The organism is Magnetococcales bacterium (assembly GCA_015232395.1).
Classification (GTDB): domain Bacteria; phylum Pseudomonadota; class Magnetococcia; order Magnetococcales; family JADFZT01; genus JADFZT01.
Genome location: JADFZT010000008.1, coordinates 39,316 through 62,332 on the forward strand (window position 1 = coordinate 39,316; position 23,017 = coordinate 62,332).

General features: G+C 54.7%; 13 protein-coding genes. 6 read left to right on the plus strand and 7 right to left on the minus strand.

Annotated elements, in window-relative coordinates; all coding sequences use genetic code 11:
* Window positions 1-7 precede the first annotated feature (7 nt).
* Both HQL52_04205 and HQL52_04210 read right to left on the minus strand, forming a co-directional pair.
* Entirely contained in the window at window positions 8-1,639 is a 1,632-nt protein-coding gene (locus HQL52_04205; protein ID MBF0368640.1) for a SpoIIE family protein phosphatase, read from the minus strand.
* 291 nt (window positions 1,640-1,930) lie between these two features.
* Window positions 1,931-4,123 carry a hybrid sensor histidine kinase/response regulator gene (locus HQL52_04210; GenBank protein ID MBF0368641.1) on the minus strand — a complete coding sequence of 731 codons (2,193 nt, stop codon included), beginning with the start codon at window positions 4,121-4,123 and terminating at the stop codon, window positions 1,931-1,933.
* A gap of 778 nt (window positions 4,124-4,901) precedes the next feature.
* Here HQL52_04210 and HQL52_04215 point away from each other — a divergent pair.
* The 5 genes from HQL52_04215 to HQL52_04235 all read left to right on the plus strand — a co-directional run bounded on the left by HQL52_04215 (window position 4,902) and on the right by HQL52_04235 (window position 11,339).
* Complete coding sequence (locus tag HQL52_04215; protein MBF0368642.1) at window positions 4,902-5,408, plus strand: hypothetical protein; 507 nt, start codon at window positions 4,902-4,904, stop codon at window positions 5,406-5,408.
* A gap of 34 nt (window positions 5,409-5,442) precedes the next feature.
* Window positions 5,443-5,829 carry a DUF1987 domain-containing protein gene (locus HQL52_04220; GenBank protein MBF0368643.1) on the plus strand — a complete coding sequence of 129 codons (387 nt, stop codon included), beginning with the start codon at window positions 5,443-5,445 and terminating at the stop codon, window positions 5,827-5,829.
* 354 nt (window positions 5,830-6,183) lie between these two features.
* A complete protein-coding gene (locus HQL52_04225) occupies window positions 6,184-6,627 on the plus strand; it encodes a hypothetical protein (protein MBF0368644.1) in 444 nt (147 codons plus the stop codon).
* A 145-nt stretch (window positions 6,628-6,772) separates the two neighbouring features.
* Window positions 6,773-10,459, plus strand: coding sequence for a PAS domain S-box protein (locus HQL52_04230; GenBank protein ID MBF0368645.1), 3,687 nt, complete (start codon window positions 6,773-6,775; stop codon window positions 10,457-10,459).
* 709 nt (window positions 10,460-11,168) lie between these two features.
* Window positions 11,169-11,339, plus strand: a complete 171-nt coding sequence (locus HQL52_04235; GenBank protein MBF0368646.1) for a hypothetical protein — start codon at window positions 11,169-11,171, stop codon at window positions 11,337-11,339.
* 828 nt (window positions 11,340-12,167) lie between these two features.
* Here the strand turns inward: HQL52_04235 and HQL52_04240 are convergent.
* From HQL52_04240 to HQL52_04255, 4 genes are all read right to left on the minus strand, one after another.
* Window positions 12,168-14,696: a PAS domain S-box protein gene (locus tag HQL52_04240; protein ID MBF0368647.1), complete on the minus strand. Its 2,529-nt coding sequence runs from the start codon at window positions 14,694-14,696 to the stop codon at window positions 12,168-12,170.
* A gap of 238 nt (window positions 14,697-14,934) precedes the next feature.
* On the minus strand, window positions 14,935-16,140 hold the full coding sequence (locus HQL52_04245) for an NnrS family protein (GenBank protein ID MBF0368648.1): 1,206 nt from the start codon (window positions 16,138-16,140) through the stop codon (window positions 14,935-14,937).
* A 379-nt stretch (window positions 16,141-16,519) separates the two neighbouring features.
* Entirely contained in the window at window positions 16,520-18,331 is a 1,812-nt protein-coding gene (locus HQL52_04250) for a HAMP domain-containing protein (GenBank protein ID MBF0368649.1), read from the minus strand.
* A complete protein-coding gene (locus tag HQL52_04255; protein MBF0368650.1) occupies window positions 18,328-19,029 on the minus strand; it encodes a response regulator transcription factor in 702 nt (233 codons plus the stop codon). Before HQL52_04255 ends, HQL52_04250 begins: the two co-directional genes overlap by 4 nt.
* A 177-nt stretch (window positions 19,030-19,206) precedes the next feature.
* Here HQL52_04255 and HQL52_04260 point away from each other — a divergent pair, with 177 nt between their 5' ends.
* Entirely contained in the window at window positions 19,207-20,799 is a 1,593-nt protein-coding gene (locus HQL52_04260; protein MBF0368651.1) for a peptide chain release factor 3, read from the plus strand.
* Window positions 20,800-20,850: 51 nt separating this feature from the next.
* Here the strand turns inward: HQL52_04260 and HQL52_04265 are convergent, their stop codons facing one another.
* Window positions 20,851-22,905 (minus strand): tetratricopeptide repeat protein, encoded by a 2,055-nt coding sequence (locus HQL52_04265; protein MBF0368652.1) that lies wholly within the window; start codon window positions 22,903-22,905, stop codon window positions 20,851-20,853.
* Window positions 22,906-23,017 lie beyond the last annotated feature (112 nt).

Sequence of the window (23,017 nt, forward strand, 5' to 3'; positions counted from 1 at the left end):
AGCTGGACTATTCATCTATAAGCAGCCGCCCCTTCATGCCGTCAATTCGATCCGGAGAGAGGGTAAAACCGATCATGGAGAGATCATCCAGACGCACCTCCCCTCCTCGATAGGCCTCAAAAGCCTCCATCAAGATTTTCTTCTGCTCCGACATATGGCGATCCCCATGTTCCAGGAGCAATTTTTTCAGTCGTCGATTGCCAAAGGAAAACCCTTTGGCCCCACCGGTCTGATCGATATAACCGTCACTGGTGAGATAGCAGGAAAGTTGACCATCGACGGGAATCACTTTGTTTTCGTATTGATAATTGAGATCGGACTTGCGGTAGCCCAAACTCTGTCGATTGCCTTTGATCACCGACACCTCCTGGGCGCCCTCCCGGACCAAAAACATCGAAAGCTTCGCCCCGGCATAGGTGATGGTTCGATCCTTCACATTGACCGCAATCACCCCGGCATCCAGGCCATCGTCAGAGCGGGCGTGCCGGGTATGCTGCTGAAGACTGGTTTTAACCACATAGTTGAGCGCCTTGAGGATCTCTCCCGGATCGTGGCGCCCCTCGTCCTTGACGATACGCCGCAACCCGGAGTTGACGATCATGGTCATGAACGCCCCGGGAACCCCATGGCCGGTGCAATCCATCAGAGCCACGATAAACCCCTCTTCGTGGATATCAAAAAAGTAGATATCCCCGCCGACGATATCCCGGGGCTCCCACATGAAAAAACTATCCGGCAAAAGTATCTGCACGTTCTCCAGGTTGGGCAGCAGGGAGTTTTGAATCATCCGGGCATATTCAATGCTTTCGGTGATCTGTTGATTGGCCGCCTCCACATCCAACAGGGTTTTATGCAACACTTTGTTGTTGGCATCCAGCTCCTGGGTGCGCTCCCGGACCTTCTCTTCCAGGTTTCGATTGTGCTCTTCCAGCTTTTCGTTGGCCTCTGCCAAAACCGCAAAGAGGGTTTTGAGAGAGACGCGCATGGACTCGAAGGATTTGGCCAGAATGCCGATTTCATCCTCTTTTTCATGCACGATTTCAACATCCAATTCACCACTAGCCAGGATGACGGCAGACTTTTTGAGTTTGTTGAGGGGATGAAAGATATGTCGGCGGGTAACCGTGATGGTGGTGACGGAGATGGCCAAAATCACCAAGGCGGAAAGTGCCAGGAAGCCCATGATGTTGTTGGTCATCTGGGTCTTGATGTCATCCCGGGAAAGGGTGATCACCATATAGCCGACCCGCTCACCGTAATGGGTAATATTGACTGTTTTGGTCAAAAAACGGTCTGGATTGGCCAGTTCCCGATCCGGAAGGCCAAACAGTTCAGGGCTTTTGAGGGTGGCAAAAACCTCTTCAGAATCGCCAATGACGGTTCGAACAACCACTTTGTCGGTAAATATTGCCTTGGCAAACTCCCGAATGGACTCCTCTTCGATGTTCCACATGGCTGAAGAGAGACTGGCTTCAGCCAGCTTGCCCAAACTAACCAGCCGCTCTCGAAGCTGCTCTTCCAACCGTACCCGATCAAAATGGATCATGGCGGCGGTAAACACCACCAAAATGATGGCTACCACCCCGATCAAGGTGTTGCGAAAACGATAGATGAGACTGTTTTTATTGGAAGATATCATTTCACGCCAATCACTCCCCGGAAGGAAAAATCAATCATGGGTAAAACACCCTGAAAACATCGAACAAGGAGGCAAATTCCCCCTGTCATTTCCATCCCCTGGAGTCTGAAGCCCAGCAAAAAGAGACCATTGGCGCACTCACACACCTGTGCCTTGTGAGGATCACCCACCCCAGGTTCCTTGGGAGGATCACCCACCCCGGGTTCCTTGGGAGGATCACCCACCCCGGGTTCCTTGGACAATCACCCACCCCGGATCCTTGGGGGCGATCACCCACCCTGAAACCAGCTATCAGGCCGATTTGGGCTTGGGGCGGTGTTGCCGCCAGGTTTCTACCAGTTCCTGTTTCAGCTCTTTAAGCTCCACATCCTTGCGAATATAATGGGCAGCTCCCTCCATGAGGCAGTTATCAATCACCCCCTGGTTGCCCACAGAAGAGAGCATCACCACCAACGCCCTGGGATCCCCGCCGACAATCTCAACAACGGTCTTAAGCCCGCCCTGCACCGGCATTTCCAGGTCCAGCAGGGTGAGGTCGGGTTTCAACTGACGATAGAGTTCAGCCCCCTCCTTGCCATTGGGAGCCTCGCCTACCACCTCTCCACCCAACAGGGAGACCGCCATTCGGACAGTCATGCGAATGCCGTCGTTGTCGTCAATGAGCAATACCCGAGGGGCCGGCTGGTCAAAGGAGCCCTCTTTCCCCCCGCCGTCACCCCGTAAATGGCTGGGATCCTTGGCGCTTTTGTCAGCAGGACTCTGTGCGACCGAGATCTGGGAACTTTCAGTTCCTCCCCCACTGGCTGTCGCAGCTGCCGAAACCTGTTTTTTGGGGGGTGGGGCCAGATCCATCTTGGGAGAAGCCAGATCAAAGGAGGAGATGGCTTTTTTTTCAGATACGCCGGTTTGTGCTTCGGAAACCTTTTCCGGCCGATAGCTGATCCAGGCATCCACCAAAGCTTTTCGCAGCTCAGGCAGACTCACATCCTTGCGGATAAAATGGGCCGCACCATTGAGCAGGCAGCTGTCCATCACATCATGGATACCCACCGAAGAGAGCATGACCACCAACGCATGAGGTTCATCCTTGATGATCTCCTTGACGGTTTTCAAGCCATCCTGAACGGGCATTTCCACATCGCACAGGGTCATGTCCGGCTTATGCTTGCGATGGAGCGCGGCCCCTTCTCGACCATTGGCGGCCTCTGCTACCACGTGGGCTCCCAGAAAGGTGAGGGCCATGCGCACGGTCATGCGGATTCCCGCATCGTCGTCGATCAGCAGCACCCTGGGGGCAGGCCTGGGAAACTGCACCACGGAGCCCACCGGATCCTCTTCCCGCAAGAGTTCCTTTTCCGGTGGTGGCTTTTGCCGGACCTGCTTCGGCGGGGGAGCCAAGGAGGGGGACGGTCGCAATCCCAGAAAGCCCAACCCCCCTTTGCTGGCGGGTTCCGGCTCCTCAGGAAGACCAAATTGCAGATCCCAGCCGTCATCATCTTCCTCCTCCGGGGCCGCTGCTGCCTCCCCAGGGACGGCTTCAGGGGTGGCCTCGTCCGTTACCCCAGCATTCGCCTCATCAGCCTCCTCCCGGGTCGCGGCCTCCTCGGCTGGCCCAAAGGAGACCGTAAAGGTGCTCCCCTGGCCAACGGTGCTCTCAACTGCAATGACCCCCTGATGGGCATCGACGATTTTTTTGACGATGGCGAGCCCCAAACCGGTGCTTTTTTCCCCGGCCGTGGGGGCGACGCTCAATTTTTGGAAGGAGCCGAACAGTTTTTCCTGTTCATCTTCGGGAATCCCCGGCCCCTGGTCCCGCACCGAAAAACCCGGACGTCCCGACATCATCCCCCGGGTGACGGTGATGGTGGTGCCCGCTTCGGAAAACTTGATGGCGTTGCTGATAAAGTTGTCCACCACCTGACTCATCCGGTCGGGATCAAACTGAAAAGCAGGCAAGGTAGAGAGATCTTCCACTTTGATGGTGATCTGCTTGCGATCAGCGATCACCCGCATCAACAGCACCCGGCTGTCGATCAAGTCACCCAGCTTCCCCTCGCTCAGGCGCAGGGAAAGTTTGCCGCTTTCGATCACGGAGACATCGAGCAGATCGTTGAGCAGCCGGAGCATCTCACCGCTGGTGCGGTGGATGGTCTGGGTAAACTCCTGTTTTTGATCCGGGGAGAGAGTCGCCTCATCCAGCAAAAATTCACTCAAACTGCGGATGGTGGTGCAGGGATTGCGGAGATCGTGGGCGGCCATCCCCAAAAACTTGTTCTTGACTTCATTAAGCTCCCGCAACTCCTCTTGCTGGCGATCACTCAGCTTGACCAGTCGGGAGGTCTGCCGGAATAATTTTTTATAGGCCTTGAACAGCGCAGCATAATCCTTGCCCAGGGGGCCATCCTTGACCCCTTTATTTTCCAGCAACTCCTGGGCTCGAAGGATGGTGCGCTCTTCTTTTTCGAAAATGGAATGGTCTGACATGAGCGTGAATCCTGTTCCTGTAGACTCCTGGTGCCTGGCCCTGAAAAAAACCAAAAACGGCTGACCCATGCCGACTTACCGAAAGGGGGCTTTATAAAGCTTTTTTCGGTGCGTCAGCTCATTTTTCAGTTGAATGACTTGGCAACACCTTGTCTCAAACGGCCTTATCCTCTGAATTTACCCGCTTTTTTGCCATCGCAGCTTTTGATGGTCACCACCAAAAACCTACTTCAACAGGCAGCCGGGCACCTGCCCCTGTAGCGCTTCCATCCCAGCCAAACCGGAAAATGGTCACCCAGACCAAAAACAGACGGCCTCCCAAACAGACACCATCGCCTCACCAGCCTGAAAACCAAACAATAAACGACTCCCAAACCAGGGTAATGACAAGGTGATGATCAAGGCGGTCAGGGATACGGTTTTCCAAGCCATGCATCTTAACATGAAAAACCCGCCTGGCCAACGAAACCGCAAACCACCCCCAAGCCCTCTCACCATGGCCTGAAAAACCACCCGGCCAACCTCCCCATGCCCATTTCAACCTCCTTCCGAAGGTATCCACCATCCCGCTACTGAAAAACCCGAACCACCTGTTAACAAATAGACAATACACGCAAGTGGCGTTGGACAAAACGGGTTCAAGATGGTAACTTTCAACACTGGCTGGATTCTCTATTCGACCCGATAAAGAATCCCGATCCGCTTATATTTTCGACAGCGGACAAATATTTTGTCTGGGGTTAGTGTCTTAATGGACTTTTACGCTTTCAATGATTTCATGAAAAATGAACGTCTCCTGTTCTGTTATCGGGGGGCGATCACCCAGGCGATCATGGAAAATGCCGGGGAGACGTTGAAGGCCCACTTTGAGCTGACCCACACCCAAACTGCCCGGGCGATGCGTACCTTTTCCGCTTTCGTGGAACTGATGCAAAACATCGAACGCTACTCTCCGGAAAGCGCCGAGCCACCGGTCACCCTGGAAGGCAAAAACGGCATCGTCGCGGTAGGCCACACCGGAAAAGATTATTTTCTCTATTCAGGCAATACCGTCAGCCAGGAAAAAAGCACCCTTCTTCAAGAAAAGCTGAGCCCCATCAAAGGGATGGATGCCGCCGAACTCAAGGCCTTTTACAAGACGAAACGCCGTGAAGGGCCAGACGAACACAGCCTGGGCGCAGGGCTTGGTTTTATTGAACTGGCCCGTAACTGCCAAACGTTCGACTTCGACCTCCAGGCACAAGACAACGAAACAACCTTTTTTTCAATCCGGGTTCTGGTCTGATCCAGAAACACCCAAGGTACAGGAGAAGCTCAAGATGGAACCGCTCGTGATCGAAGGGACCAAATCCACCCCGGACATTCACTTCGACGCAGCCAACAACCTGCTGCAACTCAAAGGGCAATCCTATCCGGAAAATGCCGCTCAATTTTATCAGCCGATCTTCGCCTGGATCGAATCCTTCCTGGAAAAGAGCGCTGGTGATGAGGTAAAGGTGGTCCTGGAGATCGTCTATTTCAACAGCTCCAGCTCCAAGGTGCTCCTCGACCTCATGGACACCCTGGAAGAAGCTGCAGACGATGGCAAAAAAGTGATCGTTGAATGGCGCTACGACCAGGAAAACGACTTGGCTGAAGAGTATGGCGAAGAGTTTAAGGAAGATCTGGAAGCGGTGGATTTCCGGATGGTGCCTATCTCTGAATAGAGGTCCGGTTCTCCACGAGCGGCCACTTCATACGGAGAGGCCGCTCCATGATCCAGGTCGAAGCTTCGGCCCCCTTCCCGGATTGGAGCCAAATCATAACCCACCTTTTGCCTTCCCCTGCCAGAGAGTATTACCCATCCACATTCGCTCAGCTGGAAGCCTGTTGAATAGGTCGGCCCTGACTTTCAAACAAGGCTTGTATTTTTTAAAAATCGCTTCACATTCAACTAGCTGCAAGACCAACAGCAAGCCGCACAACGTTTCATCAAGGCAAGTGGCCTATGGCAACTGGCGCTAGCAATCAACCCCCTGCCCCCTTTCAACCATTCCTGGCCACTTTCTCTATCAACTTCCATGAAATCATGCCGACCAACCCTCCCATGGTTCCTGTTTCTGACCATCTTTTTGGCCACTCCGGCGGTATGGGCAGATGTATTCAACCATTCCCCCTACCCCCTCTTCATTAAAAGCGAATCCTCCGGCGCCATTCATCCCCTCCCCCCGGGGAAAAGCTATCTGGGCACCCACGACGCCGTGGTCATCTGCCAGGGGCTCACCCCGGGACAGGTATTCAAGAGCGTCAATCTGATTGATGTGACGGTGGACCCGGCTGGACAGGCCAGATTTTCTGTCCGGGAAAGTCTGCCCTGGCTGGATCGCTGGCTGGCCCTCATCAAACAGCGCTTTGGCGGAGGCTTTATGAAAAGCTCCCCGGTTCCTGCCTGGAACCCCACTTTTCGACTGGCCAAACGGGGCTGCCAGACAGAGGGAGCAGCGGATCCTATACCGGAAAGTTAAAAACAGACCGAAAAGAGATCACCACCACCTGAACAATCTTCTTTATGAATATTAAAGTGGAAGCATCCTCCAGGAACGGCTTTCTCCTTGCTCCCATGGCGCGAGTTCAACAAAATAGCTGAAAATAATGCGACCAGGATTATTGATGGATAAAGTCACACAACCGGGCCAACCCCACTTCACCTTTTCCGATTTCGGCATGGAGGTGCTGGCGGGTGCGCTGGTGGCACTCCTCGGATTGGTCGTCCTCATCGGTTGGCACAGCCACAACATTTCCCTGATCCAGGCCCACGCCTCCCTGGTCCCCATGCAGTACAACACGGCGGTGGGGTTTTTGTTGTGTGGTGCAGGGCTGCTGGGAGCGGTAACAGCCCGGCATAATTTGACTCTCATTCTGGGAACGCTGGTTCTCCTCTTGGGCTTTACCACCCTGGTGGAATATCTGCTGGCTGCGGACCTGGGCATCGACCAGATGTTCATGCGCTCCTACATCACCCAACACACCTCCCACCCCGGGCGCATGGCCCCCAATTCCGCTCTCTGTTTTTCCCTGACCGGCTTTACCCTGATCAACATCCGCCTGCTCTCCCGGCATTGGCGAGGCCCCATGGCGGTGGGCATTTCCGGGGCATTGATCTTTGCCCTGGGGGCGGTACCTCTCCTGGGTTATCCCTTCCAGATGGAATCGGCCTATGGCTGGGGCGACCTGACCCGGATGGCCCTGCATACCGCCATCGGCTTCGTCACCCTGGGTATGGGACTTGTGGCCTATGCCTGGCGTTGGGAGCAGAAACAGAGCACCCTTTTTCCCGCCTGGTTTCCGGTTTTGGCTACCCTGGTCACCTTCACCATTACCATCGCCCTGTGGCAGGCCTATCATGTTTTGGACATGGGCATTACCAATCCCCTGGAGAGCTTTTCTGCCCAGCATGCCCATGATGCCCTGTTGGTTTTTGGCCTGATACTGGGGGTTGTCCTGGGCACCACCATCCGCCTTTCCCAAACCGCTGCCAAACGGGCCGCCCTGGCTGAGGAGGTCAATCATCGCCTGGAGGTTGAAATACAGGTTCGCAAAAAAAGTGAAGCGGCCCTGGTCGAAAGTGAAGAACGCCTGCGCACCGTGCTCGAAAACATGCCCATCATGCTCGATGCCTTTGACGATGATGGACGGATCATCGTCTGGAACAATGCCTGTGAACAGCTGACCGGCTATGATTCCCAAGAGGTGATCGGCAACCCAAACATGCTTGAAAAATTCTATCCCGATCCCGATTATCGCACCCGGGTGATCGATTCCATCCGCAAAAAAGAGGGAGACTTTATCGATCAGGTCTTTGAGATGACCGCTAAAGATGGCCACAAGCGGATGGTTTCCTGGTCCAACATTTCCAACCGCATTCCCATCCCCGGCTGGTCCACCTGGGCGGTGGGGGTGGATATCACTGAGCGGGTTCGCTCCGAAGAGAAGCTCCGCAAGACCGCCCAGGCGCTGCAACAGAGTGAAACCCTCTTCCGCTCCCTTTTCGACAGTTCTCCCCTCCCCATGATGCTGGTGGAAGGCCCAGAACGCTCCATCAGCCTTATCAATAAAAAATTTACCGAACTGCTGGGGTATGATCGAGACGATATTCCAGATGTGAGCCATTGGTGGCCCCTGGCCTTTCCCGACCCAAGCTACCGGGAAGAGATCAAGGAAGCTTGGTGGAACCATCTACAGCAGGTAGAGGCTCAGCCCAGCGGTAATCATCCCCCTCTGGAAGCCCGGGTGCAGTGCAAGGATGATCGGGTCCGTTATCTGGAAGCGCTTTTTTCCCGCATTGGTGAAAAGGGGTTGGTCATTTTTTCCGACCAGACAGGCCGCAGACACATGGCAGAAACTCTCCGGCTCAGCGAGGAGCGCCATCGCACCCTGGTGAGTGCTACCAGTTCGGTGGTCTGGACCACGGATGCCCAGGGTGGTTTTGCCGAACGACAATTTGGCTGGGAATCCTTCACGGGGCAATCCTGGGAAGATCACCAGGGGTATGGCTGGCTGGAGATGATCTTTCCGGATGACCGGGAGAAGCTCCAAAAAGTGTGGCAAGAGGCCCTGGAAAGCCGTTCCATCTATCAATCAGACGGGCAAATCTGGCACCACGCCACCCAATCCTACCGCCACTTTACCGCACGTGCCGTGCCCCTCCTGGATAGCGACGGATCCCTTCGGGAGTGGATCGGCACCATCATCGATGAAACCGACCGCAAAGCGGCCCAAGCCTCTCTGGACCGCCTCCACCGCCGCAACGAGCTACTGCTCAATGCTGCTGGAGAAGGGATCTATGGCCTGGATCTGGAAGGACTCACCACCTTCATCAACCCGGCTGGAGCACGGATGGTTGGTTGGCAGGTAGAAGAGCTGGTGGGGCGCCCCCAACACGAGATGATCCACCACAGCCATGCAGACGGCACCCCCTATTCCCACAAGAACTGCCCCATTTACGAATCGATCCAGGATGGCAAGGTACACGTGGAGGAGCAGGAAGTGTTTTGGCGCAAGGATGGCTCCTGTTTTCCGGTCGCCTATGTCAGCACTCCCATCTGGGAGGATGGGGAGATTCAGGGGGCTGTGGTGGTCTTTCGGGATATTTCCGAGCGCAAACAGGCTGAAGCAGCCATCCAGCAAGGTAAGGAAGCGGCGGAAGTGGCCAACCGGGCCAAAAGCGAATTTTTGGCCACCATGAGCCACGAAATCCGCACTCCGCTGAACACCATCATCGGCATGACCGATATTCTCGGCGAATCCCCCCTCAACAACGAACAGAAAAACCAGGTCAACCTCCTCTCCCGGGCTGGTCAAGGTCTGCTGGCCATCATCAACGATATTCTGGACCTCTCCAAGATCGAAGCCGGCCACCTGCTCCTGGAAAACATTCCCTTCGACCTCCACGGATTGGTCAAGGGCATCGTCGAAATCCTGGAAGTGGCTGCACGGGAAAAAAATCTGCACATGGCCCACACCTTTTCCCCCGGGGTAGCGACCCATGTTTGGGGGGATGCCCAGCGGTTGCGCCAAGTGCTGCTCAACCTCCTGGGCAACGCCGTCAAATTTACCCCAGAGGGGGGGCGGGTTTCAGTGGTACTGCGGCCAAAGGAGGATAACCGGATCCGCTTTGAGGTGATCGATACCGGAGTAGGTATCCCCCCGGCCATCAAGGAACAGATTTTTCAGCCCTTCACCCAGGCAGACTCTTCCACCACCCGGCGTTTTGGTGGAACAGGGCTGGGGCTCACCATCTGCCGGGAGTTGGTGGAACGCATGACCGGAGAGATCGGGGTGGAAAGTCAGGAGGGAAAAGGGGCGACATTTCATTTCGAGGTGCCCCTGCCCAGAGCCCCCGAGCCAAAATCCGACAACCTGAAAAATGTCTTACGGGGACGCCCCCGCACCACCCCCGAAGCAGAAAAAAAGAAGGTGGCCGGTTTGTCGATCCTGCTGGTGGAGGATAGCGCTGACAATCGGTTATTGATCGAACTTTATTTAAAAAAATCCCCCCATGAGCTAGCCTTTGCCGAGAATGGGCTGCAAGGGGTCGAAGCCTTCAAGAGCGGTCATTACGACCTGGTTTTCATGGACATACAGATGCCGGTGATGGATGGCTATACCGCTACCCGGGAAATACGGGCCTGGGAAAAAGAGACCGGTGCCAAGCCCACCCCCATTGTAGCCCTCTCTGCCCACGCCCTGAAGGAAGCCACCCAAAAGGCGTTGGATTCCGGCTGTAATGTGCACCTGACCAAACCCATCCGCAAAAAAAGATTGCTGGAATTTTTGAAACAATTGGCTCTGGAATAATGACATGAAAGAGCCCTTCTCCCCTCCCCTTCCATAGAGCCTGTTGCAGGTGCCGCTTGTGGACTGAGACCCTTCCCAATGAGGAGCAGCAACAGACAAAACCGGCCTTTTGTGGGCTGTTTTTGCCAGAAAAGAGGTTTCTCTGGCGCATAAAAATCAGAATCAAAACGCAATCATCAAATTTTGAAAGAAAATTTCCGGCTTGCCACAAGGCTCTTTCAAATAACCGGAACAGGCTTCATATCAGCTCCGGTTCAACAGGTGAGTCCAACACGCCACAGAGGGCACAGAGAACACAGAGAAAAGCAAATTCGAGCCAAAATCGTTCCTGGTAGTGGTCGGAACATTCAGCTGTTTTTCATGCTTTTCCTCTGTGACCTCTCTGTTCTCTGTGGCACATTTTTCGGTTTTGAATGAAGTTTAAACGATGGCCTTAAGCGCATCGTTTGAACCAAAATGCGTATCACCATCGCCAATGGCCCTATATCCGATCCCAGCCAACGCTTTCCCTCCCCGGATTTGACGGTTTTGGCGCCATGTCAATCTCATGCCATCTCCTGACCTACACCCTTCAGACCGTCACCACGGCAGATTCCTTGATATGGCTGGGATGGCTTGGTCGCTGACTTTGGAATGAAAATTGCGAAACTCCCTGACAAAGGAACAGCCCACTCTTATCGGCGTTCCATTTCATCAAGTGGAGATTCCAATGCCAGCCGACACCCTTCCCCGAAACAACGACTCTTTGGGTGAACTTCTCATCCAATCCAGCCTTTTTTCCGGGGTCACTCTTGTGTCGGTCACTGTGGCTGTGGCTTTCGCCAAAATGGTGGATCACACCCTGATCATCCTGGAGCAAACCTTTCCCTTCCTGGGATAGCCCCAACCAGCAAAAAACAGGTTCAGCGAGTCTGGCAAAATGGGCAAGGAGTGACCTGGGCAGGTCTCAAGCAGTCACTGAAAAATGTTTCGTGATGCAATTCAGGCGCTACGCATTACGTATCGCGATGCACATTCTTTCAGCCGCCCTGCTTGAGAACTGCACGAACCGCATCGTTCGAAAACCATCAGAGGCATGCGAACCAGAGCCGCTATCTTGGGTCGGTTGCGCACAGGTGCTTGATGGGACGATTGGCTTGAAGGTGCGATGCGCCCTTGATTGATGCAGCTCGCAACACTCACCACGTCCTACGCAGGTTAGATTCCCATCTGCGTGGCAATAACGATAATAAAATCTGGGGAATGATGACGCGCCCCATTTCCAAATAGAATGGCTATAGCTGTTCTATAGTCGTTCCAAATTAAAATGGCACATCAGTCTTGATTGATGCGGTTCGCGTTGCTCATCACATCCTACGCGTGAGTTCCCCTGGAAATGAACTATCAGGGCAAAGCATGTGTGCCCTTCTGAATTGGAATGACTATACCTGCAAAAGGCATACTTGAAATCCACTGGAGGCACGCAACGTTTTTGCCGTCATTCCTGGAAAAGCGGAGATGACGAGTCAGAAAAGCCTACCCAGCCCTACCAACAGATTCGTCTCGCGTTACGAATGACGTAACACGCATTTCTTTTTACGGAAAATGACTCCCAAAACACGGTCCGTTGCTTCCGAAGCGCTTGCCGAACACCTCGGTCTGTGTTTCAAATGTTTTGAGATACGCCTGTCACGGCTGCCAGGCGCTGCTGATATCAGCAAAGAGGACTCTAGCCACCATCATGCCCTGCCAACTGATAGACGGTATCCATCAACACCGCCTTTTTGATGGGCTTGGCCAGATAATAGTCGCAACCGGCTGCCAGGGCCTCTTCGCTAATCTCTTTCAAGGCGTGGGCCGTGAGGGCGATGACCGGGGTATGGGGACGCCCCTCTTTCTTTTCCCATTGGCGAATTTTTCGGGTGGCGGTAATGCCGTCCATGATCGGCATCTGCACATCCATCAACACCATGTCATATCTTCCAACCTGAAATTTTTCCAGGGCTTCAGCGCCATTTTCGGCCATTTCCAGCTGATGTGCCGTTTTGATGAAATAGGCCTGAATCAGCAAACGATTGTCGGCAGAATCATCTACCAGCAGGATGGAAAGGGTTTTTTGTCGGCGGTCCAAGTGGCGTCGATCTTTTCCTCGCCGATCATTCCCCCGCCGATCCCCCCCTCGTCGGTCATTTCCCCGCCGCTCGGAAAGAACAGAGGTCAATCTGGGTTGAAAATTCATATGAGCCCGTTCCGAGAGCGGTTTGTCGCCATCGGTTGGGCTGGCTTCGGGCAAGGGAACAGCAAACTTAAAGCAGCTGCCCATGTCGTCAGCACCACTCTCCACCCAGATACGCCCTCCCATTTTATCCACCAGCTGCTGACAAATGGTCAGCCCCAGACCTGTTCCACCATACTCCCGGGTGGTACTGGTATCAGCTTGGGTAAAAGGAAAAAAAATCGCCTCGCGTTTGTTTTCCGGAATACCCGGACCGGTATCGGTCACACTGAACTGGATAAAATGGTCGCTGCCTGAATCCACTCTGAGGGAAACCGTGCCGTGTTGGGTAAATTTAACGGCATTCCCCAGAAGGTTGAGAAGAATCTGGCGAATCCGTCCCGGATCCCCCACCACCTGCCGGGGCAATTTATCCGCCAGGTGATGGGTCAAAACAAGATTTTTTTCCCGGGCGTGCAGGGAGAGCACTTCAGCCGTCCCCACCGCAAGCTCTACCAGATTGAACGTCTTGCGTTCCAATTCCAGCTGCCCGGCTTCAATTTTGGATAGATCCAAAATATCGTTGATCAAGCTCATCAACGCCTCTCCAGAGCGGTTTGAAGTCTCCAGATAGCGTTTTTGTTCGTCATTAAGCCGGGTTTCCAGCATCAACTCCCCCATGCCGATGATGGCGTTCAGGGGGGTGCGAATTTCGTGGCTCATGGTGGCCAAAAAGGCGCTTTTGGCCCGGTTGGCGGCTTCCGCGCGTTGTTTATCCTGCAAAGCTTCTTCCGCTCGCTTGCGTTCGGTCACATTGCGGCCAACGGCATAGACACACCCTTCCTTGGCGATGGCGGTCCACTCCGTCCAGAGATAGTGTCCCTCCCGGTGCAGACTGCGAAGGGGAAAATCCCGAGCTGCGTGCCCCTCCTCGATAATTTTGGCCATTTCCCCTTTGGTTTTTTCCCGATCCTCGGGGTGAACCAACTCCAGATAGGAAAGAGTCAGGAGTGTCTCTTCGGGATAGCCCAGGGTTTTTTCCATTCCAGGGTTGACCCTTTTGAAGGAGCCGTCGGAATTCAGGATGCACATCAGGTTGGGGGAGAGAAAAAAGAGGGAGTCCCGCTCCTCCTCAGCCCGGCGGCGCTCTTCCAGCTCCCGACTGAGTTGGGCCGTGCGTCGAATAACCCGGTTTTCCAGATCCTGGTTAAGTTTCTGGATCTCCTCTTCAGCCTGTTTTCGGTCGGTGATATCCCGGATGAATGAGGTAAAAAAGGGTTTGCCGTCGATTTGAAAGGGGGTGATGGCCAGTTCTACCGGAAACATCCGCCCCGTTTTCCCCTGGGCCATGGTTTCCAGACGACGGTTGACCATCTTGCCATGACCGGTGGCCAGATATCTTTTCAACCCCTGCCGATGGGCCTGACGATGTTCGGGAGGAATGATCAGTTGATCGACAGTGCGGCCCCACACCTCCTCACCGGGATAACCAAACATTTTTTCCGCAGCAGGATTAAACTCCAAAACCCGGCCATCGCCGTCGGTGGTAATGATGCAGTCCAGAGAGGTTTCCAGGATCGCCTGCTTACGCGCCTCGCTCTCCTGAATGGCTGCTTCCACCTGCTCCCGGCCTGCCCAGTTGCCAAAGGCCTGGGCGTGATAGCGCAGGCGGGCAATCATCTCCACCTTTTCAGGCAGCTTGATCAGATAGTCATTGGCCCCCAGGGAAAAAGCCCGGGCCTTTACTTCCGGGTTTTCTTCCACCGTCAGCATCAGGATCGGTACCTGGGCCAACTCCCGATCACAGCGGAATCGTTGCAGCAGCGTGAGCCCGTCGATATCGGGCATCAGGAGATCAAGAAGAATGACAGCTGGTTGGGTTTTATGGGCCAGCGCATGGGCTTCCAGGGGATGGATACAGACAACCAACTCAAGATCCGGGGCATCCTCAAGAAGAGTCCCCATCAGGTGACTGGTGGTAGGCTGGTCATCCACCAGAAGAATTCGGTGGGAAGTTGGCCTCACGTTATGGGCAAGACTCATCCTGGATTGGATCCTTCCTCACCCGCCCAAGAGAGGCAAATGGCAGGGTTGGGGGTGGCTTTGGCAAACCAATGGGGCGCTTTCGTCAGCTTGTGGAAACAGGGTCGCCTCCTGGAACACCAAACCGATGGGAGGCCCAAACAAAACGTTCCCAAAGATGCAGAGCCCTTCCGTAACGAAACAGATTTTCACGCTTTTAAAAATAAGCAGCCATGAAATTTGTTTCCTGCCAACACCTTCAACCAGGTTGGCCATCCGCCCGGGGCTTGACCAGCATCGGGCTGAAGTATACCAAAAAAATCCCATATCCGATAATCCAGAATAGCCCCGAAAGGAGAATATTCAGATCACCGGGAAGCTCTGGAAAGCCGATTCGCAGGAGGGCTGCCAGGGGTAAAAGCAGAAAAAAAAGCGTAACCCACCCGGAGTGCTTCAAGGTGCGACCGGTATGGAGCAGGGCAATCCGGGACATGATGCCAGCAGTAAACAACCCCATGGCGCCCACGGTGAGGGCATGGATGGCGGTGGATTGGGGCATCCAATCAAAAATAATGGCGCCACCCCGAAGCAGCAAACCCATGACGATCCAGAGATACCCCAGATGCAAAACCCACAAGAGGGGGGTGTTGAGGGTTTTAAAGCTGTGCCAGGTGGCCAGACGCAGGGCTTGCAGCCCCCCCACCACGATCAAAATCCAGCCAAAGACCGGATGATCCATGACAACCACATCTCCGATCAAAACCGGCAGCATGGCAGCCATGGCCGTGTACTCAATCAGCGCAGGCGTCTTGAATTGGACATCGATGCCATGCTCCTGAAAGCTGCTTTTGGTGAACATGGGCATGATATGCCCCCCCACCATCACCAAAAAAGCCACCATGGCATCCACCCCCAGGTAGAGCCCCCGGTAGGCGGTTTCGTCGGTCAAACCGAGGGCTTCCAGATGGATCAGGAGGTCTCCGGTAAAGAGCACACCCAGCAGGATGGGAAAAACCCGGTGGCCCATCATACCGGTGGTCCAGAGGGGAGGTGCGACCACCATCAGGAGCGCGATGGGAAAAGCCATGTCAACGAGGCTGACCAACCACACCGGCAGAAAAGCCGAAAAACCGATGGCGCAGCGCCCCAAAAACCAAAGCACCACCATCCCCATCAAGGGTCGGCCTGTGAGAGGGGGCTGCTTGGTCCAGTTGGGGGAGGCGGTGAGGAGAAATCCGGCAGCAGCCGCCCCCACAAAGCCGATCAACATTTCGTGGCCGTGCCACCAGATGGGATTGAGAAAGAGTTCCGGCTGCCAAACGCCCTTTAAATATCCCAACCACACCCCCATGGCCAGCATGGCCCACAATCCAGCCAAGATAAAAAAGGTACGGAAGCCGTAGGCAAAGAGGACGCCTGTCAGAGATCGCCGGGGGGAATCAGGCGTTTGGGACGGTTGGTTCATGGGGTTCTCCGGATGGCTCTCCGAGAGCGGAAAAAGGGTGCCATCGATGGAATCATAGCCTTAAAAAATCAAAAAAATCTCAGGAATCACGTTTTTTTGGTGGCGCTCTACACGCTCCCAAAAATCATAAAACTCCTGCCACACTATTTTGGATTCCTCGTTTGGGTCGAGGTAAAAATCCTCTGGTTAGGTGGTGTCGTAAAAAGGATCATTTTGCACCCCTTCCAGAACTCCAACCGTGATGATTTCCTGGGTACAGGGATCCCCCTCCACTCAAAATCTTTCGATCAGATTGAAAAGGTGATCAAAATTTTCCGTCTGCTTATCGGCCAGCTGCTGCATCCGATAATGCACCCATTCACCGAGGGCCAAAGCGACTTCAGGCCTCCCTTTCGGCTTCACCTGGCGACGGCTCTTGGGCCTCAGGCAAAACAACCCAAAAAATCGACCCCTGGGGATCGGCCGGACGCATGCCGACCGTACCGTTCATCGCTTCCACCAGGCTTTTAACGATGGCCAGCCCCAGCCCGGTGCCGCCCATCTCCCGGGAACGCCCCGGATCTGCCCGATAAAAACGCTCAAAAAGCCGCTCACGATGGTGGGCTGCGATTCCCGGTCCGTCATCTTCCACTTCCAGGGTAACCTCTCCACCAGAAGCTTGGCAGCGGATCTGGATCTGCCCTTGGGGTGGGGTATATTTGACCCCATTTTCCAGCAGATTCAAAATGATCTGGATCAAGGCACCCCCATCGGCCATCACTTGGGCATGGGGGGGGGTATCCACGGAAATCCGGATCTCCTTCTCTTCCAGGGAGCGCCCCATGGAATCGATACAGTGGGCCGTTTTTTCGACCAGGTCCACTGCCCGAATCTCCAGGGGATAGTGTCCGGAGTCGATCCGGGAAAGATCCAGCAGTCGGGTGATGAGGGCAGAGAGGCGCTGGGCGTGGCGCTTCATGGCGTTGAGCATGGATGGCCCCACCTTGGGATCACTCATGGCCCCATCCAAAAGCAGCTCGGAGTTGGCCAGGATGATGGCGGTAGGGGTGCGCAGCTCGTGGGAGACGTTGGCGACAAACTCCCGGCGCATCTCCTCCAACCGGTGGATTTCAGTAATATCGTGGAGCACCACCACGCTGCCACCCTCCCCTTTTTGCCCCGTAACCCGGGCCAGCACCCGACGTTCGACGCTTCCGGGAAGATTAAACTGGGCCGAGGCACTTTGGCAGGGTTGACTATTTTGAATCAACTCTGCCACCTCGGTGATCGGCGGCAGTTGGGCTAAAGATTGACCGATGGGGGCCTGTTTCCAGGAGAGGAGCGTGTGGGCTGCCCGATTGACCAGAATGATCCGCCCTTCCCGATCCAGGGCGATCACCGCTTCACTCATTCCCTCCAAAACCGCTTCAAAGCGGTGGCGCTCTCCAGCCAGATTGTTGACGGCGGCTTCCAGCTCCCGGGCCAAGCGGTTGAAGGAGCCAGCCAAGCCGCTGAACTCATCCCGGGTTTTTACTTCCAGGCGCTGGCCTAGAGCCCCGGCTGCCAGCTGACCGGAAACCCCCGCAGCCATCTGTTGGGCATTTTCCACCAAGGTGCGCAGGGTTCGGGTGAGGAGATGGGAAGCGAGCCAAGAGATGAGGATGGCGATCCCCAAACCCAATCCACCAGCCACCAGAAGAAAAAGCCGCAGCCGGTTGATGGTTTCATCCACTTTTTTAAGAGAAACCTGAACCCGCACCACCCCAGCCCCCTCGTCGTGCTGATAGGGAATGGCGACATAGAGCATTTCGGCCCGGAGGGTGGTGGAAAAACGTCGGGAGATGCCAACGCTCTCCTGCATGGCTTGGCGCACTTCCGGGCGATTGCCGTGGTTTTCGATGGTGCGCACCCGCTCCACCTCCAGCTGGGAATCCCCCAAAACCTGGCCATCCACGGCGATGATGGTCACGCGGTTTTCAATGGCTTTGCCGAAGCGATCCGCCAAGAGATCCATGCTTTCGATCGTCTCCGGCACCGCTCCTTGGAGGACCATCTCCCGAGCCCCCCGGGCGTTGCGCAAAAGATCGTCCTGAATGCTGGCTTCGATCCAGTTGCGCAGGACATTTTCCAGAAAAAAACCGGTAGCCAGATCCGCGGTAAAAATCAACAGGACCGAAACAATGAAAAGCTTGCCGCGAACGCCGATATTCAAGACTCATCGTCCGGGGAAGAGCGAAATCGATAACCGATGCCCCGTTGGGTCTCCACATAGTGGCCAACGGAACCCAATTTTTCCCGCAGGCGATTGACGTGGGCATCCACCGTGCGGGTCTGCACATCCGCCCGAATCCCCCAGACCGCTTCCAGCAGGGTGGCCCGGGATTGCACCCGGCCCTTGCGGGAGAGCAGCGTATCCAGAAGACGAAATTCCAGCGGGGTGAGGAAGGTTTCCTTTTCGTCCACCCACACCCGGTGGCCTGCCCGATCCAGTCGGATACGACCAAACACCACCCCCTTGGTGGTCGCAGTCTGGGCTTTGGGGCGACGCAGGATGGCGCTGATACGCAGGATAAGCTCCCGCACAAAAAAGGGCTTGACCACATAGTCGTCCGCCCCCACCTCAAAACCAACCACCCGGTCGATCTCCTCGCCCTTGGCGGTGAGCATCACCACGGGAATCAGGCGGGTAGCGGGATGGGCGCGCAGCTGGCGGCAGACATCCAGGCCAGTGATGTCCGGCAGCATCAGATCCAGCAAAATCAGGTCTGGAACCGGCTCCCGAAAAGCCTCTTGGAGAGCTTCCGATCCGTTCAAGGCGGTGCGGGTTTGATAGCCCTCTTTTTCAAGACTGTACTGCAGAGAGTCCAGCAAGTCTTTTTCATCGTCGACGATCAGGATAAGATTCGGCATCGCTTCATCCTTGCATTGCCCCGATTTCCAAAACAGAATCGGAGTCAAACAACTACCGGGAAACGTTTCAGTTTAATCCCGATAGGTTCGTTATACCAGGGATGGGAAATCAGGCCGCCACGACCCGGTGAGTAAAGGATTCCCCAGGGTTGGGCTGCCGCTTAGGAAGGATTGTGCATGAACACGGCTGCGTTGGAACAAGAGGTCTCCCGGAGACGGACCTTTGCGATCATCTCCCATCCGGATGCGGGCAAGACCACCTTGACCGAAAAACTGCTGCTCTTTGGCGGCGCCATCCAACTGGCTGGTAACGTCAGAGCCCGAGGACAGCGACGGCGGGCAAGGTCCGACTGGATGAAGGTGGAGCGGGAGAGAGGTATTTCAGTCACCGCTTCGGTGATGACCTATGAATATGACGGCTGCACCTTCAACCTGCTCGACACCCCTGGCCATGAAGATTTCAGTGAGGATACCTATCGAACCCTGACAGCAGTGGATTCCGCCATCATGGTGATCGATGCGGCCAAGGGTATCGAAGGGCAAACCCGCAAGCTGTTCGAGGTGTGTCGGCTGCGCAACGTGCCCATCATCACCTTCGTCAACAAGATGGACCGGGATGGTCGGGATCCCTTTGAACTGCTGGACGAAATTGAACAGGCCCTGGCCCTGGATGTCACCCCGGCCAGCTGGCCCATCGGTATGGGGCGGGAATTTTTGGGCTGCTATCATCTCTTCAAGGATCGTCTGCTTTTTATGGCCCGGGGGGGACAGCCGGGAGATGAGGAGGGTGAGACCTGCCAGGGGTTGGATGACCCGCGCCTGGATGAACTCCTACCCGAAGATGCCGCAGCCACCCTCCGGGAGGAGGTGGAGATGGCCCAGGGGCTCTGCCAACCCTTTAACCTCAAAAGCTATCGGGAGGGGCACCTGACACCGGTCTTTTTCGGCTCAGCCATCAATAATTTCGGTGTGCGGGAGCTGCTCCAGGGTTTGGTGGATCTGGCCCCCCCTCCCCGACCTCAAAAAGCAGTTGGACGGGAGGTCAACCCCGAAGAAAAAAAGGTCAGCGCCTTTGTGTTTAAGATCCAGGCCAACATGGATCCCAAGCATCGGGATCGGGTGGCTTTTGTACGGCTCTGTTCGGGCCATTTTCGCCGGGGCTTGAAAATGCACCATGTACGCTCCGGAAAAACCCTGAACGTGCACAATCCCATGCTGTTTTTGGCTCGGGACCGGGAGCTGGCTGAAGAGGCCTGGGCCGGGGATATCATCGGCATCCCCAACCACGGCAACCTGCGTATTGGCGACACCTTGAGCGAAGGGGAAAATCTGAAATTTACCGGCATTCCCAGCTTTGCCCCGGAGCTGCTGCAAAAGGTGCGCCCAGACGATCCCTTAAGGGTAAAACATTTAGGGCGCACTCTGTGTCAGCTGGGTGAGGAAGGGGTGGCACGGATTTTTAAAACCGACATGGGCAACGACTGGATCGTGGGGGTGCTGGGGGCGTTGCAGTTTGAAGTGTTGGCCGACCGCATCCGCACGGAGTACAACATCCCGGTCCATTTCGAAGCCACCGCCCTCCACACCGCCCGCTGGCTGGAAGCGGATGAACACGCCGACATCAAAGATTTTTCCGACAACAACATGGCCGCCATGGCCGAAGATCACGACGGCTCTCCGGTCTTCCTGGCCCGAAATGCCTGGCACCTGGAGACCGCCATCAAGGAGTGGCCCAAGGTGCGCTTCCTGAAAACCAGGGAGCAGATATAGGGAGTCGCCTGGCGTTGGGCTTGTTCCACACCCTGCGTTCTGTTTTTCCGATCAGGAAGAAGAATGGACACCCAGGGCTTCCAGCAAGGGTTGCAGCTGCTTTTCGTAGCGTTTCCAGCCTTTGACGGAGCTTTGATAGATGGGTTGTCGCACCTGAATGTTGCTGGCTGTCTGGACGGTTCTTTCGGTTTTGTGAAAATCAAGGCAACCCGCATGCCATTCAAGCCCACAATAGTCCAACAGTCGGCGGGTTTCCTTTTCCTGATTTTGGGTCAGACTTTCATAGGAAACTTCATAGAAGGTCTCCGGAAAGAGTTCCCGCCAGTGCGCCATGATCCTAGCATAAAGTCGGTAGTAGTGACCGATTTCCTTCAGGTCGAAGGCAAAATTGCTGCCATTTGTGAACTTGGTTCGAAAAATGGAGAGACAGGTGTCCTCTGAAGCGCGTTGGGAGTGAATGATCCGGGCTTTGGGAAGGATACAACGAAGGATGCCCAGATGCATGAAATTGAGAAGCCGTTTGTCGGTGATGAACCGGGCTGTCGGTGCCAGCTTGCGTAGTTGGGAAACGTATCGGATGCCCGTTTCGGTCAACCCTTTGGAATCCATGCGGGAAAATGTCCGAGGAATCAATCGGGGATCCTCAGAAGAGGTTCCTGCGAGGAGAATTTCGTTGAGCAGAGGAAGCTCGCCACCGCCATGGACCTCCGGGTGGCTCGACAGAATCTGTTCGATAAGAGATGACCCACTACGGGGCATGCCGACGATAAAAATGGGGGTTGTATCAGGATGGCCGCTCTCTCTTTGTGACTCAAAGAAAAATTTGTCAAAGGTTGCCATGAAGGATTCAAAATACTTTGTCTCATCAGTTAAACTGAAACGAATATCCTTTCTTACCAATCGATTGCCTTCCAGATAATGTTGGAAGGCCTCCGTATGGCGTTCCAATTTTTCCAGGGATTTACCCAGGGCAAAGTTGAAATGGATTTGGTCGTAATCAGTGGTAGATTTGCCGATTAGTGCCTGTAACGCGTCGATCATGGCAGGGGTGAACTGTTTTCGTGTCCTGGAAAGGTTATAATAGGCTAATGAATCGTCCGATTTGATAGTGATCGCCTTTTGATAGTTTCGGGTGGCTTCATCTAGCTTTCCCTGATTGGTCAGGATGTCCCCCAGGGCGTTGTAGACATTGTGATTATTTGGGTCAATGACGATCGACTTTTTAAAGTACCGGATCGCTTCATCTGGCTTTTCCTCATCTGCCATGGCTATGCCGAGTTGGTGCCAAGCTTCTGCGTAGTTGGGCTTGATGGAGAGAGCTTTCTGGAAACAGGCAATGGCTTTATTGGTTTTTTTCAGACCAAGGAACGCTAAGCCGAGTTTGTTGAAAATTTCGTGATTGTCAGGTCTGATCGTGATAGCCCGCTGGAATTTATCAATAGCCTCGGCAGGGCGCTTTAGTGCAAGCAGCGTAATGCCATAATTGTTGTAAGCCTTGTAATGGCTTGGTTGGAGGGCAAGGGTTTTTTGAAAGTATTTGATTGCTTCATCCCACCTTCCCAGTTGGTGCAGAATGAGTCCCAGATTGTTGTAAGCGCCAGGATTGTTTGGTTTGAGGGCCAGTGTCTTCCGAAAACTCAGAAAGGCCTTTTCGAGCTGACCTGCTGCCTTGTAAGCGCCGCCAAGGTTGAATTGGGCATCGTGATAGTCGGGTTTGATGGCAAGGGCTTTTTGAAAGTTCAAAATGGACTGATCCAGCCAACCTTTCTCCTGCAAAATGACAGCAAGGTTGAAGTATGCCATGGAATAGCCCGGTTCGATGGCGATGGCTTTTTGGCAACTCGCCATCGCTTCATCCAGCTTTCCCTGGGCACGCAGTATGCCACCCAGATTGTTCAGGGCCACGGCATGGGTTGGATGGAAAGTCAGTGTTTTTTGATACCACTGACTGGCCAGCTCCAGTTGACCAGCTTGATGAAACGAGATGCCTTGTTGCAGGGCAGCCACGGCTTCCTGGCCGGGTGGTTGACTGTTCTCCTGGAGAGTGGCAGTGACCTCACCCTGGGGCTTACCTTTGACCGTTTTTCCGGATGCTTGGGGCCTCATCTCCCTGGGGGATTTTCCAGATTTTTTAGACTGCTTTTGCAAATGCCGCCGCTGGGCTCTGTTCATGGGTAATCCTTGGCTTGAGCATCGTCTGTATCATCCAGCCCAAAGC

What these genes read in the sequence shown, in the direction of transcription:
- HQL52_04205 (MBF0368640.1), bottom strand. Translation starts at nt 1,639, where the DNA reads ATGATATCTTCCAATAAAAACAGTCTCATCTATCGTTTTCGCAACACC.
- HQL52_04210 (MBF0368641.1), bottom strand. Translation starts at nt 4,123, where the DNA reads ATGTCAGACCATTCCATTTTCGAAAAAGAAGAGCGCACCATCCTTCGA.
- HQL52_04215 (MBF0368642.1), top strand. Translation starts at nt 4,902, where the DNA reads ATGAAAAATGAACGTCTCCTGTTCTGTTATCGGGGGGCGATCACCCAG.
- HQL52_04220 (MBF0368643.1), top strand. Translation starts at nt 5,443, where the DNA reads ATGGAACCGCTCGTGATCGAAGGGACCAAATCCACCCCGGACATTCAC.
- HQL52_04225 (MBF0368644.1), top strand. Translation starts at nt 6,184, where the DNA reads ATGAAATCATGCCGACCAACCCTCCCATGGTTCCTGTTTCTGACCATC.
- HQL52_04230 (MBF0368645.1), top strand. Translation starts at nt 6,773, where the DNA reads ATGGATAAAGTCACACAACCGGGCCAACCCCACTTCACCTTTTCCGAT.
- HQL52_04235 (MBF0368646.1), top strand. Translation starts at nt 11,169, where the DNA reads ATGCCAGCCGACACCCTTCCCCGAAACAACGACTCTTTGGGTGAACTT.
- HQL52_04240 (MBF0368647.1), bottom strand. Translation starts at nt 14,696, where the DNA reads ATGAGTCTTGCCCATAACGTGAGGCCAACTTCCCACCGAATTCTTCTG.
- HQL52_04245 (MBF0368648.1), bottom strand. Translation starts at nt 16,140, where the DNA reads ATGAACCAACCGTCCCAAACGCCTGATTCCCCCCGGCGATCTCTGACA.
- HQL52_04255 (MBF0368650.1), bottom strand. Translation starts at nt 19,029, where the DNA reads ATGCCGAATCTTATCCTGATCGTCGACGATGAAAAAGACTTGCTGGAC.
- HQL52_04260 (MBF0368651.1), top strand. Translation starts at nt 19,207, where the DNA reads ATGAACACGGCTGCGTTGGAACAAGAGGTCTCCCGGAGACGGACCTTT.
- HQL52_04265 (MBF0368652.1), bottom strand. Translation starts at nt 22,905, where the DNA reads ATGAGGCCCCAAGCATCCGGAAAAACGGTCAAAGGTAAGCCCCAGGGT.